18 protein-coding genes and 1 other annotated feature are annotated in these 19,555 nt (G+C 34.9%); of the genes, 1 reads left to right on the plus strand and 17 read right to left on the minus strand.

All coding sequences use genetic code 11. The annotated features are described in order from the left end of the window. Positions 1-81: 81 nt before the first annotated feature. From ACM6HU_RS27660 to ACM6HU_RS27700, 9 genes are all read right to left on the minus strand, one after another. Positions 82-810, minus strand: coding sequence for a histidine phosphatase family protein (locus tag ACM6HU_RS27660; RefSeq protein ID WP_016115202.1), 729 nt, complete (start codon positions 808-810; stop codon positions 82-84). Positions 811-1,042: 232 nt separating this feature from the next. After that, entirely contained in the window at positions 1,043-1,981 is a 939-nt protein-coding gene (locus ACM6HU_RS27665) for a multidrug resistance efflux transporter family protein (protein WP_016115203.1), read from the minus strand. A 102-nt stretch (positions 1,982-2,083) separates the two neighbouring features. Beyond that, positions 2,084-2,599: a DinB family protein gene (locus ACM6HU_RS27670; protein ID WP_098116847.1), complete on the minus strand. Its 516-nt coding sequence runs from the start codon at positions 2,597-2,599 to the stop codon at positions 2,084-2,086. Next, positions 2,596-2,925, minus strand: coding sequence for a hypothetical protein (locus tag ACM6HU_RS27675; protein WP_016115205.1), 330 nt, complete (start codon positions 2,923-2,925; stop codon positions 2,596-2,598). Before ACM6HU_RS27675 ends, ACM6HU_RS27670 begins: the two co-directional genes overlap by 4 nt. Positions 2,926-2,949: 24 nt before the next feature. Next, positions 2,950-3,450: a GNAT family N-acetyltransferase gene (locus tag ACM6HU_RS27680; RefSeq protein WP_016115206.1), complete on the minus strand. Its 501-nt coding sequence runs from the start codon at positions 3,448-3,450 to the stop codon at positions 2,950-2,952. Between the two features lie 62 nt (positions 3,451-3,512). Beyond that, positions 3,513-4,067: a GNAT family N-acetyltransferase gene (locus ACM6HU_RS27685; RefSeq protein WP_016115207.1), complete on the minus strand. Its 555-nt coding sequence runs from the start codon at positions 4,065-4,067 to the stop codon at positions 3,513-3,515. 15 nt (positions 4,068-4,082) lie between these two features. Beyond that, positions 4,083-4,784, minus strand: a complete 702-nt coding sequence (locus ACM6HU_RS27690; RefSeq protein WP_016115208.1) for a nucleotidyltransferase domain-containing protein — start codon at positions 4,782-4,784, stop codon at positions 4,083-4,085. Positions 4,785-4,799: 15 nt separating this feature from the next. Beyond that, complete coding sequence (locus ACM6HU_RS27695; RefSeq protein WP_016115209.1) at positions 4,800-5,483, minus strand: DNA alkylation repair protein; 684 nt, start codon at positions 5,481-5,483, stop codon at positions 4,800-4,802. A gap of 92 nt (positions 5,484-5,575) precedes the next feature. Beyond that, complete coding sequence (locus ACM6HU_RS27700) at positions 5,576-6,082, minus strand: hypothetical protein (RefSeq protein ID WP_016115210.1); 507 nt, start codon at positions 6,080-6,082, stop codon at positions 5,576-5,578. 262 nt (positions 6,083-6,344) lie between these two features. Between ACM6HU_RS27700 and ACM6HU_RS27705 the strand changes: the two genes are divergently transcribed. Beyond that, a complete protein-coding gene (locus ACM6HU_RS27705) occupies positions 6,345-7,172 on the plus strand; it encodes a peptidoglycan-N-acetylglucosamine deacetylase (RefSeq protein ID WP_016115211.1) in 828 nt (275 codons plus the stop codon). Positions 7,173-7,507: 335 nt separating this feature from the next. Here ACM6HU_RS27705 and ACM6HU_RS27710 read toward each other — a convergent pair whose 3' ends face one another. The 8 genes from ACM6HU_RS27710 to ACM6HU_RS27745 all read right to left on the minus strand — a co-directional run bounded on the left by ACM6HU_RS27710 (position 7,508) and on the right by ACM6HU_RS27745 (position 19,503). Next, on the minus strand, positions 7,508-9,472 hold the full coding sequence (locus ACM6HU_RS27710; protein ID WP_016115212.1) for an LTA synthase family protein: 1,965 nt from the start codon (positions 9,470-9,472) through the stop codon (positions 7,508-7,510). A gap of 847 nt (positions 9,473-10,319) precedes the next feature. Next, positions 10,320-11,945, minus strand: coding sequence for an ABC-F family ATP-binding cassette domain-containing protein (locus ACM6HU_RS27715; RefSeq protein ID WP_016115213.1), 1,626 nt, complete (start codon positions 11,943-11,945; stop codon positions 10,320-10,322). 140 nt (positions 11,946-12,085) lie between these two features. Beyond that, positions 12,086-13,258, minus strand: a complete 1,173-nt coding sequence (eis, locus tag ACM6HU_RS27720) for an enhanced intracellular survival protein Eis (protein ID WP_016115214.1) — start codon at positions 13,256-13,258, stop codon at positions 12,086-12,088. 165 nt (positions 13,259-13,423) lie between these two features. Then, positions 13,424-14,728, minus strand: a complete 1,305-nt coding sequence (aroA, locus tag ACM6HU_RS27725) for a 3-phosphoshikimate 1-carboxyvinyltransferase (RefSeq protein ID WP_016115215.1) — start codon at positions 14,726-14,728, stop codon at positions 13,424-13,426. Between the two features lie 18 nt (positions 14,729-14,746). Continuing rightward, positions 14,747-15,847 carry a prephenate dehydrogenase gene (tyrA, locus tag ACM6HU_RS27730; protein WP_033671241.1) on the minus strand — a complete coding sequence of 367 codons (1,101 nt, stop codon included), beginning with the start codon at positions 15,845-15,847 and terminating at the stop codon, positions 14,747-14,749. Further along, a complete protein-coding gene (hisC, locus tag ACM6HU_RS27735; RefSeq protein WP_016115217.1) occupies positions 15,840-16,940 on the minus strand; it encodes a histidinol-phosphate transaminase in 1,101 nt (366 codons plus the stop codon). Before hisC ends, tyrA begins: the two co-directional genes overlap by 8 nt. Positions 16,941-16,956: 16 nt before the next feature. Beyond that, the gene (aroC, locus tag ACM6HU_RS27740) at positions 16,957-18,129 is read right to left on the minus strand and encodes a chorismate synthase (RefSeq protein WP_016115218.1); all 1,173 of its coding nucleotides are present in this window, start codon (positions 18,127-18,129) and stop codon (positions 16,957-16,959) included. A gap of 53 nt (positions 18,130-18,182) precedes the next feature. Further along, positions 18,183-18,417, minus strand: a binding site (T-box leader). 9 nt (positions 18,418-18,426) lie between these two features. Further along, entirely contained in the window at positions 18,427-19,503 is a 1,077-nt protein-coding gene (locus ACM6HU_RS27745; protein WP_016115219.1) for a bifunctional 3-deoxy-7-phosphoheptulonate synthase/chorismate mutase, read from the minus strand. Positions 19,504-19,555: the final 52 nt, after the last annotated feature.

Consider the following 19,555-nt stretch of genomic DNA (forward strand, 5'->3'; position numbering starts at 1 on the left):
TTATTTTTATCATTTAGTTAGTATATACAAAAGATAATGAAAACAAGCATACAGTATTATTAAGACTGTATGCTTGCATTTTTATAATTCCACAATTTCTCTTCCTTTTTCAGCATAACTCATATCACCAACAGACTCGACTTTATATGCCCCATCTTTATAGAGAATTTTAGTTACACTTGCATTTTCTACTCCCATTTTTGTTTTACTACTATCAAGCATTTCTACTAATGCAGTGATCATCAGTCCATGAGATACGACTAAAACGTTACCTCCTCCACTTTTAGCGGTGTCTTCACTAATTTTATCGATTTCTTTTTTTATACGAATTGAAAATACTTCCCAATTTTCAGCTTGTTTCGTAGCGTCTGCTTCCGCAATGAAATTCGTAATTTCTTTAATAGAGAACTTCATTAATTCAGATACTGCTTTAACACCAGCAGTATCTTGCATAGCCTTCCACATATTTTCAATCTTATCGCCTTCAAAAATCCCAAAATTCAATTCACGTAAATCTTTCCGTTGTTCAAATTTTAACTTTGATTGTCCACTATACTTTAATACTAAGTTAACAGTTTCAATTGCACGACCACTATCACTACTATACGCATCAACAAAAGGTATATCTTGTAGTCCATTCCCTAAACCCTTCGCTATTTCAATGCCCTTCTCTACTAATGGAGAATCTGCCCAGCCTTGTACACGTTCACTAGTGTTTAACATTGTTTTTCCATGTCTAGTAATATATAACGTAACGGTATTATCCTTGTTATTATCTGTTAAGTTCATATCTTTTTCCATATTCATCATTCATGTCTCTCCCTTTAGAGTAATCCATTGCTTGTAAAGTCACTGCTTCTTATCGACCAAAACTTAAAAATCTGCTTCCTTTACTAACAACTATATTATAATTTTATCAAAATAGTTTCATACGTGGATAAAATATATAATTTTAGTTTCCATCAATTCATATTTTTTAAACGAAACAAAAAGGAACAGACCCTTATAATTACGAATCCATTCCTTTTCTATCTTTCACTTTTTATGCTGTTATCTTTTCTTCCTTTTTCATAACAACTGCAACATAACTATGCAGAATCATTCCTACAACAACTAAACTCATTCCAATCCATGATAATGATGATGGAAATGGAGCAGATAGCCAGACTAATTCTCCGAGTAATGCAAATAAAACTTCACCTGACTGCGTTGCTTCTACTGTTGCCAATTTCTGCGGATCATCCTTTACAAGATCTGTTGCAAAGAAAAATAATACAGTCGCAATTAAACCAGAACTAATTGCTACGATGAAGCATTGAAAAACTTGGTCACTTGCTGGTAATCCATTTGTAGAAACCTCATAGCCTGATAACAAAAACCAAAATGGTAAACTTGCGAGTGTCATTCCAAGAACTCGTTGAAAAACATCTAACTCTCCTTTACATACTTGCATCATTTTTCGATTTCCAAGCGGGTAGGCAAATGCTGCTACAATTACGGGCACCACACATAAAACGGTTTCACGAATCCCTAAAGAAGAAGCATGTTCTACTTGCATAAAAAGCACACCTAATAATATGACAGCAGACATCATCAATTCTTTCATTGGAATTTTTATATGTAGCGAATTTGTTGCAAATAATGGAGTTAATAAAATCCCTGCTATAATTGTAATTTGCCATGTTGAGGCAACGAGCCATCCTGGTCCAAATGCACCTGCAAAACTAAGCGGTGCGTAAAAAAGACCGAAGCCAACAATACTCCATAACAACCACTCTTTCGGATTACTTTTCATATATTGAAAGAGTTGCTTTAAGTTCCCTCTATACATGACAATAATGACAAGTAACGGGACCATAAAGTAATATCGTAACGATGCACTCCAAATCCAGCTTCCGCCTTGTAAATCCATCGCACGGTTTAAAATAAATGTAAAGGCAAAGAAAAACGATGCCAATACCCCCGTTGCAATTGCTTTCATCCTAAAACCCCTTATACATTTTTTCTTCTACTATATAACAGAACACGGTTAATTTGAAATAAAATTCATAAATTTCATACTACAAATGGTATCTTTGTACATTTATCTAGAATCATATCGGTAAAATTTCCGCAATCGACTTATATGAGCTTGATGATACCGATTATGATCAGCTATATGCCAGATTCCCCACCTAATCGTAGCAGTTTCACCATCTTCATAATATACTTCTCGTGTTAAGTCTGCTTCTGTTAGCTTCATACATTCGTCATAAAACATATTTTGAACATCTTCATAATCTCGCATGATTTCTCGTAAAGAACCTTTTGTTGTATTAGGTAATTCTCCTTTTTCATCAAGCATAGGACCATATTTTTCTTGTAATGATAGTGGAACTTGCGCACCTTTCAAACGATATACCCAATGTAAATCTACAACCGCTAGATGTTGTAGAATCTGCCCAATGTTATTTTCATCATTAGAAGAACCTTTGTAATGTAGTTCTTCTTTACCTACATCCTTTACTAATCCTCTTAATCTTTTGAATGTATCACTTACAGTAGCATATAACACTGCAACGTGAGGGTTCATATCCCTTTCTACATATAAATCTTTCACTGCAATTCTCCTTTCCAACTCTTAATCCTTTCATTGATCCCATTTGCCTTTTCATGATGAATATAATGCTTTGTATTTGGAAATATAATCTGTTCCGTTCTTGAAGATATTTTTAACAGTTCATTCTGCGTTTTCTCCCAATTTTCATATACTGGTTTATCTTCACGTTTTCCTGTTGCGAAAATGTGCATATCATGATTGTTAACTTCAATTATCTTACCAGGTACTTCCGTATAATTATTTACACAAATAGCTTGGTACAGTACACTAGCAATAAAAACAATTAACGCAATAAACAAAACAATACGCTTCTTGTTTTTAAACATCAGATACTCCTTTTGGATATATTTTTAGAGAAATAAAACCATATGTTCGTCATCGCGATATATGCCATTTATTTTTAGTGCCCTTTTTTCTATCCCATACGTTGTAAAACCTATTGATTGATACAATTTTTTTGCTGCTTCATTATCTGAAACAACCCCTAAACTAATTTGCTCTATTTTTAGTTCTCTTGCCTTTTCAATTAACGCTCGAATTAAGCATTTTGCTAAGCCTTTCCCTCTACTTTGATGATCTACATACATGGCAACAAGATGTCCCTTATGCTTATATGCTGCTTTTTGTTCCGTTAGTAACGTTACTACACCCATTAGTTGATTCTCTTCATTAAAAGCACCGAATGTGTAACTAGTTTTTGAATTTAAATTTCGAACAACTTCCTCAACAGGGTTTTCTTTTTGCATCGCTTCTTCATAAGTTGTCACGAATGCTTCTGGATTCATTTGTAGTGCTTGTAAGCGTAAGTTCCAATATTGTACTGCATCTAAGTCTGATAAAACTCGAATCATTTGTATGCATCCTCTCATCAGTAAATTTCTAAACTTAATCCATTTTTGTTTACATAATAGTATTATATGTTCAAAACTTTTTTATTAATAATTTCATATTCTTCTTTCAACATACTAAAACGATAACGATTAATAAATGCACCTTCTCGTAATCTATCATTTCTCATGATTCCTTCACAAACAAACCCAGCCTTTTCATAACTTTTTATCGCTTTTATGTTATCCGCATCAACACGTAGCCACACTTTCTCTAGACCAAATTCATAAAATCCAATTTGTAATATGCTGTATAGCGCCGCAATACCATATCTTCGCCCCCAATATTCTTTGTTCCCAATTGCAATTCCTAATTCAGCATTTTTATTCGTTGTATCAAAGTTTTTTAAATCGACCCAGCCAATATGCACACCATCTCTAGTAACAATAGCTCGTTGTTCATACCCATTTTCTCGATTCAGACACATCCCAATCCATCTTTTTGTCTCATCACGTGTAAACGGTGGATATTGATCAGGTACAACTAAATGTTTTGTTACTTCTTTATCTAATGACCATTGATATCGATCTTCTACATCGTCTAATGAAAGTTCTCTTAATACAATAATTGGTACATTCATTTTTCCATCTCCCTTTTATTTCCCTATAGAAAACCCTTCAAACAACCTGCCTCCATAGTTTTCTAAAGTGCCCTCGACAAAGGCAATCAGTTTCTTCTTCTCCCCAGTTCTATAAAATTGATCAAAAGCTGCAACAAACTCTTCTGCAAATGATGTATCATATTTCCTTAACACCCTAATAAACCATTTAGAATTGCCAACCCATTGTCCATTTACTCGAAGTACAAATTCATGAACTAAATCAGCCAAAAGATTAGCAATAAACAATTCTTCTTCCCTCTTTGTCGCACCAATAAAATCGTCTAGTGCATCCGTAATAAAGTAACGCTTCTGTCTGATAAGTTCTTCTGTCCACTTTTCAGGACCTTTATCTAATAATTGTCGTGCTTCCAGTTTTAAGCTAGTTACAATTCCTTCCTCCCCTTTTAAAATAATCCCTTCCGAAACTAATTGTGGTAAACTAGGTCTCCCACGCTTGCAGTCACTTTTAAAATATTCTTTATATGTTTCAAAAGTATGTACAAACACTTCAACTGGCCAACCATTGCTAAAAAAAGATTCACGATAACAATTAGATAGACTTCCATCAAATATTACAATATCAAGGTCAGATGTTTTGGTTGCTTCTCCCCTTGCAATACTTCCTCCTAATAAAGCGACGTCACAATGTGGAAAGTGTGATTCAATAATTTTTTGTGCAGCGTCAATTGCTTTCATGCTGTTCTCCTTCTTTCATTTTCTTTTTTTATTTCTTTCTCTATCCCGTGCTTTTATAATATATGCCTCTGCTTCAGGTGTTTTACATGAAGTGGCACCATGATCAACATCAACCTTTCCAATTTCACGTGCAATTGTGATTGCTTTTTGCTCAAGCTCATCATTTCGAATTCCAATCGCAATAAGTGCACTATTCATTGTTTCTTTTTTTCGATTTTTTTCAGTATGTATATGAACCTTAATTTCTTTTAAAAATGGTAGGAAAAATTCATCTTCTAACGATTTATCCTTTATAGCAACATTAGCGAGTAAAGACCAACCCGCTCTACCAATCCATTCATCTTGAGATGCTGTCCACTTTTTCAATTTCTCTATTGCAATTGGAGACGAACTTACAGCTGACATGAGTACATCCATCAAACAATAATAATCAACCTCTTGTACCCATTCATCCAACTGCTCTGACGTGAATTTTTTTGGATCAACAATCATTGTAGCTAATGTCATTGCATCCATATTTTTTGTTTCCCATAATGACATGGCTAATTCATGATCTTTTTTGATTTTCTTCTTTAATTGTTTTAAGTTTGCAAAACTAACACCGAATAGTGGCTCTTTTGCCCCATGGTTTTTATATGTTTTACGATTTTGTTCTGTTCCACATTCCTCAAGCTGATGCATGATTTCTTCTAATATCATTTGGGCACCTCGTTTTTATGTTATTTCTCCTTGCCTTAAATACACACTTACGATATATTCGACATTATTTATTATTTTCCTAGTTTTTATTTTCAAATACGGTATGTGAAATTAAATAAACCTAAAAAACAAGAATCACTTATAATTAATTCAAAAGTATCTTCTATTATCAATACTTTAATATCTATAGATTTCTGTTTTTGCTGTGCAAATCGATTCAGACGTTCTACAGTCCCAGGGGCAGTACTAGGATTTGTAAATAATATTGTTTGCGGCCCTTGAACATTACAAAGCATTTCAAAGAATGGTTCGTCAATTTTTATTATAGGTTTTGTAATTGAAAACTCTTCCTTCTGTATTAGCGTGATATAACTGGTACATGTAATTAAAACTGCATCTATATTACTTTCTGCTATCCATTTCAGCTGATTTTTCAACTTATTTTGAGCTTGAGCCCTTCCAAACCCCTTATCACTTTCTATCCTCCTCGACAAGATGGGATCCACAAAATGAATTAATTCTATCTCCAATACTTCAAATGCTCTTTCTATATATTCAATATTTGAATGATGGGCATGTAAACAAGCTATTTTTTTCACTTTTATCACACCTTTTTTATTTTAAAAATACACATGTGAATTTATGGGGTTTTAGATTCTTTTAATCCATATGCTGTTTTTATTCATTTCTCTTCTCATTTTAAAAAACCTGCTAAACAAGAATGTTTATCACAGTAAAAACAACAAAATCTTGCATACTTTTTTACAAACTTTTTTGTACTTGTAAAAATCTTTTTTTGCATTTACCTACCTAAAATTGCTAATATAGTAGAGTAGAACTATTATAGAGAGAAGGAAAATTATGCACAATGGAATTCGAATGACAACCTTAGTAAAGAGAGCATTGTTTATTTGCGTCGGGGTATTATTTTTATACGAAGCAATGTACGGTCCAACTCATATTGCTCGGGCAAGTACGGAAGATGAAACAAAATCTGTTCAACTTGTAAGTGAAATTCAAACTGCTCTAGCTCCGAAAGAAGCCCCAAAACAATATAACGGGCAAGTTAGAAAAGTTGCTTACTTAACATTTGACGATGGTCCTGGAAAGTACACTGCTGAGCTATTAGAAATGTTGAAAAAAGAAGATGCGAAAGCTACATTTTTCCTAATTGGAGCAAACGTTAAAGCATTTCCAGATCTTGTGAAACAAGAATTAGCCGAAGGACATTATGTTGGTATGCACAGTATGACACATAACTACAAAAAGCTATATACTGAAGGACATTATGTGGATGAAATGAAAGAAGATCAAAGTTTAATTGCTGGGATTATCGGAAAATCCCCTATCTTAACACGTCCACCATATGGCTCAATGCCAGGATTGAATGAAGCGCTCCGCAATAAAGTTGCTGAAGGTGGTTTTAAAGTTTGGGACTGGACAATTGACTCTTTAGACTGGAAATATAATAAAGTGCCAGTAGATTCTGCCTCAGCGCAAATTGTACAAAATGTTCTTGCTGGTGCTACAAATCCAATCGAGGTCGTGTTAATGCATGATATTCACCCACAATCAGTAAAAGCTGTGCCTGGAATCATTAAAGGCCTAAAAGAAAAAGGTTATGAACTGGAAAGTTATCAAGAAGATGAACATTTCCCATTAAACTTCTGGCATGATAAACGTATGTAATAAAAAAGACTTGATTTTCTTTATAGGAAAATCAAGTCTTTTTTTATTTTTATTTGTTTAGAAAATAGAAGTTATTAATTTTACAAGTATAGATACTAACTTTGCAAAATTAGATTGTTTCAATCATTTTCTACTAATATAGTATCTTGTATCTCCCATAAAATTAAGTCCAAATTATCGTTTCTGTAGTGTGCGATAATTGTACTCTTTTCATACATTCATTATACTTTATCAATACGGTATGTGAAATTACCACATGTCTCCAAAATAAAAAAGCCTCCTCACAAGGATATTTATCCTTATAAGGAGACTAACGTTGATTTATTTTATTACGTTTAACCTTCTTGCGTAGTTTTTACTTTCGTCTTATTTTTATCACGATGATTATAGTTATATTTCGAACGATCTACTGGTGTAAATCCTTCTGGTGTGTAGAATCGTAATAAATCTCCGTTTACAACTTCATCAGAGAATTTAAGTTTCTGTTGAACCATTTTTTCATTTTGTTTGATTTCATCCGTTACTTCTACTGGTTTTCCAGTGGTTGTGTCATAATACTTTCCATTAAGCGCAGTAACGGCCGGACTTACATAGTTACCATTACGGAAAGAAACAACTTGTTGATGCTCTGGTGATAATAAATCTGTACCAAATTGGATATAATTCTTTGTATCGGTACCTAGTAAATGTAACAGCGTTGGAAGAACATCGATTTCTCCGCCATATTGGTGTTGAACTCCGCCCTTCATTCCTGGAACATGAATGATTAAAGGTACACGTTGTAATTGTGCATTTTCAAATGAATTAATTTCTTTACCCATGATTTGTGACATCGCTGCATTATGATTATCTGAAATACCATAATGGTCTCCATACATCACAATGATCGAATTGTCATATAAACCAGATTGCTTCAAGTAATCCATAAAGCTTTTTACAGATTCATCTAAATAACGTGCTGTTTGGAAATACGTATCTACAGATGAATCACCAGTTTTTGCTGGTTCAATTGTCGCTTCATCCTTATTAATTGGATAAGGGAAGTGATTTGATAACGTAATAAACTTCGCATAGAACGGTTGTTTTAATGTTTGTAACATTGGAATAGACTCATTAAAGAATGGTTTATCTTTCAGACCATAGTTTACAACATCTTTTTCATTCATATCATAATATGATGCATCAAAGAATTTATTAAATCCAAATGATTTATAAATATCATCACGGTTCCAGAATGTTTTATAGTTACCATGGAACACCGCAGATGTATAGCCCTGCTGTCCTAAAATAGCTGGTGCTGCTTGATACGTATTATGAGCTTTGTTTGTAAATACAGACCCTTGTGGTAAACCGAATAGTGAGTTCTCTAACATAAACTCCGCATCAGATGTTTTACCTTGTCCTGTTTGATGGAAGAAGTTATCAAAATACAGTGTATTTGCATCATGTGTAAATGAATTTAAGAACGGTGTAACTTCTTGTCCGTTCAACTTGTAATTAATTAAAAAGTTTTGGAACGACTCTAAATGAATATAGATAACGTTCATACCTTTCCCCTTACCAAAATACTCTGGGTTAGGGCTTGCATAGTTCGATGTAATATAGTTTCTTACACCTGTCATGCTATCTCCATCCGCTAAAGCACGTTCTGTCGATGCTTTCATACTTTGGATGCCATCATAAATTGTATAGTTGTACGCACCTAAGTATTTCACAATGTAGTTGCGGTCAAACGTTCTTGTTAGTAATTCAGGACGATCAGATTCTGCTAAACCTAAGTTGATGCTAAAAATCAAAATTCCTGTAATAAATACAAGTGACAATTTATGTTTTGCAACACGAATTGGTTTTGGATCTGCAAACTTTGTTATTACCAACACAAGCAAGATAATTGTGTCTAAGAAATATAATGGATCATATAGATGTAATAACGCTAAAATACTACCACCTAAATCTCCAAAGTTATTCGTTTGTGTTAATGTGGGGAACGTAATAAAATCGCTGAAAAAGCGATAATATACTACGTTTGAGTATAAGATAACTGACAGTAACAAATTAATAATAATTAACCAAATATAAGATCGTTTCCCTTTTGCAAATAATGCAAGTCCTAAAAATAGGACAGCTGAGCTTAGCGGGTTAAAAAATAGCAAGAATTTTTGGATTGTGTTCGATATTCCTAAGTCGAATTCTGTAACATATGCTGCATATGTTTTTAACCAGAATAAAACAACTGCAAAAATAAAGAACCCAAAATGATTACTTAACACACGCTTGCTCTTTAATAATAATTGTTTCATCTCTCCACCTCTTTTAATCATCCAAGGCTTATTTTTTGATAAGTCCATCTCTATGTTTACTTCTTCATACAGCTCGTTCTTTTCTTAAACCATATGAAGAATATTAGTAATTATAAGTTGAAGTCTATATTTATTCAACTATTTCTTACCAAACATTTTTGACCTTGATATATATTTAATAAAATGCATTTGTAACATTTTTTATTTCTATCTAACTTTCTAAAAATCCGTCCGGTTACTAGGACAATCCCCACTATAAACTTTTATTCTTCACTTCGCAAACATTCTTATTTCCAGAATTACCAATTGAATTTGTTGCTGCTAATTTATTCATTCTGAGAAAATTTCTTCTTACTGCCTCCTTTATATGTAAAAAATTATAATTTACATACATAATTTTTTGTGATTAATTTCTATAAACAACATTTAATTCCATTATTTCTCCTGTTCATTTAACATTAGCTTTGTGGCACGAAAAAGAATATATTTAATCTGAACAGGCCGATTCCGTTTGGAAAGACATGTAATTTTTCATTATATGTAACTTCTTTTCAACATAGTTTCATGAATATTGACAAAATTGTACGCGTTTTTTATATATAAAATCATTTTAATTTTTCGATATATAAATCCCTGCTATGCAGAATAAAAAGTAACTTACACTCGTTTGCTCTTTCTGTTTTTACTTCGCATGTGGCAGAAAAAGGCCCTGACCGCTTCTATGCATGGCCAGATGCTCTCCCCCACCTAAAAAGAGGGGTTTTATGTCGGTTTTTTAATTGATGTACATATAGTAAAAAAACAAAACCCTCGCTCTATTCTAAGTGCGAGGGTTTTGTTTTACAGATTATTTTCCTTGATACATTGCATCTACTTGTTTTTGAAGTTCTACATTTTCTAAGAACTCATCGTATGTTGCTTCTTTATCGATTACACCGTTTGGCGTCACTTCGATAATACGGTTTGCAATTGTTTGTACGAACTGATGGTCGTGAGATGTAAATAGTAATGTTCCTTTAAATGCGATTAAGCCGTTGTTTAATGCTGTGATAGACTCAAGATCTAAGTGGTTCGTTGGATCATCAAGTGTTAATACGTTCGCTCCGCTTAACATCATTTTAGAAAGCATACAACGAACTTTTTCTCCACCTGACAATACAGAAACATTTTTCTTTACTTCTTCACCAGAGAATAGCATACGACCTAAGAAGCCACGCAAGAAACTTTCTGTTTCATCTTGTGGAGAGAACTGACGTAACCATTCAACTAAGTTATATTCACTGTTCTCGAAGTACTTAGAGTTATCTCTTGGGAAGTAAGCTTGAGATGTTGTAACGCCCCACTTAAATGAACCGCTATCTGGCTCCATTTCACCCATAAGAATTTTAAATAATGTTGTCATCGCAATATCATTACGTCCGATAAATGCAACTTTATCACCTTTAGATAATGTGAAGTACACATTATCTAACACTTTTTCCCCATCAATCGTTTTTGAAATACCTTCAACAGTTAATAAGTCATTTCCTACTTCACGCTCTGGTGTGAAGCCAACGAATGGATAACGGCGTGATGATGGTTTAATATCATCTAATGTAATTTTATCTAATAATTTTTTACGAGAAGTCGCTTGCTTCGCTTTAGACGCGTTTGAACTAAAGCGTGCAATGAAGTTTTGTAACTCTTTTACTTTCTCTTCTTTTTTCTTATTTGCATCTTGTGTTAGTTTTAATGCTAATTGGCTTGATTCATACCAGAAGTCATAGTTACCAACGTACAATTGAATTTTACCGAAATCAAGATCCGCCATGTGCGTACATACTTTATTTAAGAAGTGACGGTCATGGGATACAACGATAACTGTATTTTCAAAGTTCATTAAGAAGTTCTCTAACCATTGAATCGCTTTTAAGTCTAAGTGGTTGGTAGGCTCATCTAATAATAGAATGTCAGGTTGACCGAATAATGCTTGAGCAAGTAATACTTTTACTTTCTCTGCCCCTGTTAACTCTGACAATTTTTTGTCATGAACTTCTTCTCCAATGCCTAGACCTTTTAAAAGAATTGCAGCTTCAGATTCAGCTTCCCAACCGTTTAGCTCAGCAAACTCACCTTCAAGTTCTGCAGCACGCATACCGTCTTCATCACTGAAATCTTCTTTCATGTAAATTGCATTTTTTTCTTGCATTACTTTGTAAAGGCGTGTGTGACCCATAATTACTGTTTCTAATACAGGAAACTCTTCGTATTCGAAGTGGTTCTGTTTTAATACTGCTAAACGCTCACCTGGCGTGATGTTTACATCACCTGTTGATGGATCAATTTCTCCAGATAAAATCTTTAGAAATGTTGATTTACCAGCACCGTTTGCTCCGATTAAACCGTAGCAGTTACCTGGTGTGAATTTTATGTTAACATCATCAAATAATTTTCTGTCCGCAAAGCGCAATCCTACGTTACTAACTGTAATCATGTGTTTCCTCCAATTTCGATACTTTTATATACATACTTCACTTACTATAACATACTTAGGCATCCAAAGGTATATCTAATCATCTTTCTATTTCAACAAAATAAAAAGCACTTTTCAAATCGTGCTTTTCATTTGAAATTTTAAAAGAAATCATAAATAAATGGTCTATGTAATGGAATCAACTGTTCAAGTGTTTTTACTTCTTCCTCACTCCCTAAAATATGGTCCATTTCGTATAACTCTAATGGACGCTTATACCCAAATAACATTGTTGATAACGCATTTATATTTAAATGGATTCCGCTACTATTTTGTTTTTCGGTTTCTTCTTTATTAACAATTACTATTTCTTTATTCTGTAATTGAACCGTCACATTATTCCACGGGGCAAATGAATCTGAAATATGTAAAATGACATTATTTTGTTGATTACTCCAAACAAATGGATATTGATTTAAAAACTGCTCCACATCTACGATTCGAGCCATAAAATAAGGAGTAATTTCAGTCTTCACTCGAGGCTCTTGTAAAGTATAAAGTAATGGTTCAGTTTCACTTAGTATCATCTTAAGTTCTTTTATCATCGAATCATGCTGGCAAATAAAATTCCAAAGCCCAATTCTAGCCTCATGATTTAGCGGAACAAGTTCTTCTACTGTCATTTTTGAATCATTGATTTTGTAAAACATGTAACCAATAGCTTCATTTTCTTCATTATAATAAACAGCTACTGTTAAATCATGATAAAGTGCATGAATCCACCAATCTTTACTTCGAATTAGCATCCCAGCAAAACGTTTCGCAAATGTTGCATATACCGCTTCAATTTCACTTGGATGACAATCTTTATTAAACCGTTTTACATTTCCTTTCACCTGCTTTTGCATCACTAAATCATTCTTCGTCATGGAACAGATTAAACGGTTTGCGAATAGTTCCCATCCATACTTTCTGTAAAATGAAACTGCAAATGGATGTAACATTGATACACTAAATCCATCTTGTTTCATTTTTTGTAGCACATACTTCAGTAATTCTTTTACATGCCCACTCCGCCTATACTCTGGGTATGTCGCTACTCCTGCAATTCCTCCCATTTTAAACATTTCATCACCAATATTTATTTCTAATGGAAGAAGATGCAACTTGGCTGCAAGTTGATTTCCTTCCAAAATTCCAAACAGTTGATGGTGCTTTTTCATTAATGTAAGACGCCTTTCAATTTGATCTTCCGGTACCTTATATTGAAAGGCATATTCAGATAAAGCAATCGCTTCTCTATATTGTCGCTCTGCTAATTCAATTACTTTCATGACTTTCTCCTCCTATTCCCTTTATTACATTCGTACTCATACAGATAAAATCCTATCTAAAAAATTAGAAAGGTTGATGGAATATACATCAACCTTTCAATAATTATTATATCTCGATATAATACAAATCATCTTCCAAATACAGAGTTGCCATAAAGTAAAACTTTATGCTTTTTCCAATTCAGTTTGTAGTTTGCTCAGTTCCTTAAAAAATGTAGGGTACGAAACTCCAACAGCCTCCGCATCTCCGAGTACTGTTTTACCTTCTGCTATAGAGCCCGCAATCCCAAGCATCATACCGATTCGGTGGTCACCATGACTATTTACTTTATTGCCTTTTAACGAAGACTTACCGTAAATAATCATTCCATCATCCGTTGCTTCAATACGTGCTCCTAGTTTTGTTAATTCAGCTACAACTGTATCGATACGATTTGTTTCTTTTACTTTCAACTCATGTGCATCCTTGATAACTGTAATTCCTTCTGCTTGCGTTGCTGCAAGCGCAATGATTGGGATTTCATCGATCAGTCTTGGGATAATATCCCCTTCAATTTCAATCCCTTGAAGTGAAGATGTTTCAATCGTAATATTCGCAGCTGGTTCTGACGCATCCTTATTAATAGGCTGTATTTCTAACTTAGCACCCATTTTAGTAAGAACATCTATAATTCCTGTACGAGTCGGATTCATTCCAACATTTTGTAATACAAGTTTACTATTTGGAACAACCGCTCCCGCAACTAAGAAAAATGCCGCTGAAGAAACATCACCAGGCACCTGTATATCAGTCCCTATTAATTTTTGTCCACCAGCAATTTTCACAGTTTTATCTTCACGAGTTACCGTAACGCCAAACGCCTCAAGCATTCTTTCTGTATGGTCTCTTGAAATATGAGGTTCTGTAACAGTTGTTACACCTTCTGCAGTCAGTCCCGCAAGTAAAATAGCCGACTTCACTTGTGCGCTTGCTACAGGTGAAGTATAGTCGATTGCTTTTAAACTTCCACCTCGTATTGTAAGCGGAGTAAACGTCCCTTCTTCTCTACCATCAATTTTCACTCCCATAAGTCCAAGCGGATTCGTTACACGTTTCATTGGTCTCTTCCCAATTGATGAATCCCCTTGAATACAGGAATGAAAAGGTGTGTTCGCAAGTATCCCAGACATTAAGCGTATCGTTGTACCTGAATTGCCAACGTCTAAAACATTTTTAGGTTCTTGTAACCCTTCTAATCCTTTTCCAACGACAATCACTTCATCACCATTTTGCGAGATTTTTACTCCCATTTCTTTAAAACAAGAAATGGTACTTAAACAATCGGCACCAGATAGAAAACCTTTAATCGTTGTTTTCCCTTGCGCAATTGCTCCAAACATGACAGCACGGTGCGAGATAGATTTATCTCCGGGGATTCTAATCGTTCCCCGCAATCCACTTGTTACATTTTGTATCGTTTTCTCCTTCACGGTGTCATCCTCTCCTTATTACATTGTTTCATATGTTTGGTATTCTTCTTTTTGTAATACGATCACTGCTTTTAAGCGATCCTCTTCTCTTTGGAAGCTAATACGAAGCACACCAAGTAATCCTTCTCGCGCTTCTATAATTTGCAGATTTGTAATACTAATTTCTTCATGAGCTAAAATACTCGTAATATGAGCTAATGCCCCTACTTTATCTAAAACATCAACATATAAGTCATGATAAGCTGGAATCGCTCCGCTTTTACGAACTGGTAAAGAATCACGATATTCTTTCGCATTCGCAAAGTAGTTCTGCAACTCATCCGCATCGCCATTAGCAACTGTTTTGTGTAACTCTTTCATTTCCAACATCCACTCTTCTAGTAGCTGCAGTAAATGATTTCGATTTTGTTTGACAATATCACTCCACATTTTCGGACTACTTGATGCAATACGTGTAATATCCTTAAATCCACCTGCCGCAAGCTGATGAATTAATGGATTCTCCTCTGCATGCTTTTCAACTTGTTTCACCAGGCCCGCCGCAATTAAATGAGGAAAATGACTTACAATCCCTGTTACATAATCGTGTTCTTCCGTATTCAATACGAGAAAATGTGATCCTGTTCCTTTTAACCATTCTTTTAGTTGTTCCACTCGATCATTTGATACATGACTCATTGGTGTTAAAATGTAAAATGCATTTTCAAACAAGTGTGCTTTCGCACTTTCAACTCCCGTTTTGTGTGAACCTGCCATCGGATGTCCCCCAATAAAAGAGACCTCTTCTGGTAATAAAGACTCTGCTTCATTCATAATCGTTCCCTTTGTACTTCCTACATCTGTAACAATTACATCTTCACGTAAATCGTATGCCGCGAGCTTACGTAATAACTTTGTTGTTTCTTCAACTGGGGAAGCAAAAACAATTAATTCCGCCCCCTCACAAGCAGTTTGTAAATCTTCTGCAATTTCATCAATTACGTGAAGTTCTTTCGCGCGCTTCACTTGTTCGCTATGAATGTCATAACCTGTAATCATCACTTCATGTTCTCTTTTAATCGCTAGCGCGAGAGAACCACCAATTAATCCTGTACCAATTAATAAAACTTTTTTACACATTTGCCTCATCTCGAAACTCATTTTTTCTATTTATAAAGTGCTGTTTTAACACTGAAATCACTCCCTCATTCTGTTCGCTCGTTCCAATCGTAATCCGGACACCATTTGGAAACGGGCGAATAATAAAACCTGCGTGCGCACATCGTTCATATATTTCCCCAGCATCGTCTACTGGTAAAAAGATAAAGTTTGTTTGAGATGGATAAAACGAAATCTCATTCTCGTTACAAAAACTCTCATATCGCTCTAGTCCTTCTCGATTTACGCGAACTACTTCCTTTATAAATTCTTCATCATTACAAGCGATTGTTGCTGCTCTTTGCGCAGGTAAAGATACATTAAATGGCAAACGCACAACATTCAATTTCTCAATCAATTCTTCTTGTCCAATTGCATATCCAACGCGAAATGATGCTAAACCATACGCTTTAGAAAATGTTCGTAATATAAGAAGGTTTTTATGTTTTTTCAATAATGGTATTGTTTCTGGAAAATCTTTCGCTGTGACATATTCATAGTACGCTTCATCGATTACAATTAGCGCACTGTCATGCACACTATTTATAAATTCATTTAATTTTCGGTCATCAATATATGTGCCTGTTGGATTATTCGGATTACAAATCCAAATAATTTTTGTTTTTTCATCTATTGCTTCTGCAATTCCCTCTAAGTCGTATGAGCCATTTTGCAGTGGAACTTCTTTCACTTCACAGCCTTCAATAACTGCATGATGACGATACTGCGGGAAAGTTTCTCCTGCTGTTACTACATTATCTCCCTTACAAAGTACCGCACGGCTTATAATTTGAATGACTTCATCAAGTCCGCTTCCACATATAATTTGTTCCTTTTGAACTTGTAGTTTTTCTGCAATTGTTTGGCGAAGTTCTACAGCTCCTCCATCTGGATATAAGGCATGTTCATGCCATGCTTTTTGCAACTCTTCTATAACACGTGGTGAACAACCGAATGGATTTTCATTTGATGCTAATTTTACAAATGAATGATCCCCATATATCTCTTTCATTTGCTGCGCTGATTTACCTGGTTTATATGGCTGTAATGATGATAATTTCTCTTTTACCTTCATCTGGCATCCATCCTTTTTAAAATTCTTTTGCATATTTGTTATGCTGCGTAATATTTTGCTTGATTAATTCCATGCGGTCTTTTCCGAATTGTTCAACTAATGCATCCGCAAGCTCCCATGCAACAACAGCTTCTGCAACAACACTTGCAGCTGGTACTGCACAACTATCAGATCGTTCAATACTTGCTTGGAATGTTTCTTTCGTATCAATATCTACACTCACAAGTGGCTTATATAATGTAGGAATCGGCTTCATTACACCTCTTACTACAATTGGCATTCCTGTAGTCATACCACCTTCTAATCCACCTGCATGATTTGTTTTTCTTGTATAGCCTTTTTCTTCATCCCATAGGATTTCATCGTGTACTAAGCTTCCTGGCTGCCTTGCCGCCTCAAATCCAATCCCAATTTCAGCACCTTTAAAAGCATTAATACTCATAATTGCTCCCGCGAGTTTTGCATCTAATTTACGATCATAATGTACGTAGCTACCAACACCAATTGGCATCCCTTCCGCAATTACTTCTACAATTCCACCTATTGAATCCCCACTGCTTTTTGCAGTATCGATAGCATCCATCATCTTTTGCTCTACCTCTTTATCTAGGCAACGCACAGGTGAATTTTCTGTAATTGTTTGAATTTCTTCTATTAGTAATCGGCCTACACAATTTGCTTGTATCCCGCCAATCTCAAGAACATGTCCTGCAATTTGTACACCTAATTCTTTTAAAATTTGTTTTGCAACTGCACCAGCAGCTACTCTGACAGTTGTCTCCCTTGCAGAAGAACGTTCCAAAACATTTCGTATATCACGGTGACCATATTTAATTGCACCATTTAAATCTGCATGTCCTGGACGTGGTTTTGTAATTGTACGTTTCATTTCTTTATTTTCTTGCTCCGAAATAGGTTCAGCCCCCATTACTTTCGTCCAATGTTTGAAATCATCATTTTTTACGATTAATGTAATTGGTGAACCAAGCGTTATTCCGTGGCGCACACCACTTACAATCTCTACTGTATCCGTTTCAATTTGCATGCGTCTCCCGCGACCATGCCCTTTTTGTCTTCTTAATAATTCCTTATTAATATGTTCTGCTTGTAACGATAATCCTGCAGGTACACCTTCTAAAATAACAGTTAACTGCGGACCATGTGATTCTCCGGCTGTAATATATCTCATTTCTCTTACCCCTTTATTATTTTTTTGTACAAAAAAGTCCCTACTGAGCGCTCAGTAGGGACGATTAATATCGCGGTACCACCCTAATTGTAGACTATTTTTTGTCTACCTCTTATCATTGTTAACGATCTATGAGACCGTCTTTCCCTTCATAAAGATATGATCTTTACTACGAAAAAGATGCTCTAGGGCTGTAATTCATGCTTATCTTTGTACTGATTCTCAGCATCCATCAGCTCTCTATAAACAGGGAGATAAGCACTACTGTTTCCCTTTCAATGCATATTTAATATGAAATTAAGATAATTTATTTTTAAATCCCTTTAACTCTTCCATGAATTTATGGAACTCTGGAATATCCATTTGCTGTGCAGAATCAGATAATGCAACTGCTGGGTCTGGATGTACTTCTGCCATGACTGCATCTGCTCCAATTGCTAGTGCTGCTTTTGCAGTAGGTAATAATAAATCTCTGCGTCCCGTAGAATGCGTTACGTCCACAACAACAGGTAAATGTGTTTCTTTCTTTAAAATTGGTACTGCTGAAATATCTAACGTATTACGCGTTGCTCTTTCGTATGTGCGGATACCGCGCTCACATAGTATAATTTGATCATTTCCTTGTGCGATGATGTATTCAGCTGCATTAATGAATTCATCAATTGTCGCTGCTAAACCACGTTTTAATAATACAGGTTTATTTACTTTACCCACAGCTCTTAATAAATCGAAGTTTTGCATGTTTCGTGCCCCAACTTGAATGACATCAACGTACTCAAGAGCCATTTCTACATCGTTTGGATTTAAAATCTCACTGATAATCGCTAAATCGAATTCATCGGCTACTTGGCGTAAAATTTGTAAGCCTTCAACCCCTAATCCTTGGAAGTCGTATGGTGACGTTCTCGGTTTGAAAGCACCGCCGCGCATTAATTTTAATCCTTGTTCTTTCATCGCTTGCCCCACTTGGCGAACTTGCTCTAAACTTTCTACTGCACAAGGACCCATGATGAATGTTTGTGTTCCGTTTCCTAATAATTCACCTTTTACATCCACGATTGTATTTTCTTTTTTCTTTTTACGTGAAACAAGTAATGCTTTACGATTGTCGTCTTCTTGTAATTCCAAACTTGCTTTGAAAATTGTTTTGAAAATGTGTTGAACTGTTGAAGTTTCGAATGGTCCTTCATTATGTTCTGCGATCATATCAAGTACTTCACGCTCACGAACTGGATCAAAACGTTTCGTACCTTGCACTTGTTTTTGTTCCCCAATCTTTTGAACAACTTTACCTCGTTCATTCAACAATTCCAGTAACTGCAAATTAATTTTATCCACCTGTTTACGTAATTGTTCTAACTCATGATTTGCCATTTTAAAATCCTCCTTTTAATGTTTAAAACTATAATAAAGGAATGAAAATTCC

The organism is Bacillus sp. IT-79MI2 (assembly GCF_949768135.1).
Taxonomy (GTDB): domain Bacteria; phylum Bacillota; class Bacilli; order Bacillales; family Bacillaceae_G; genus Bacillus_A; species Bacillus_A pseudomycoides.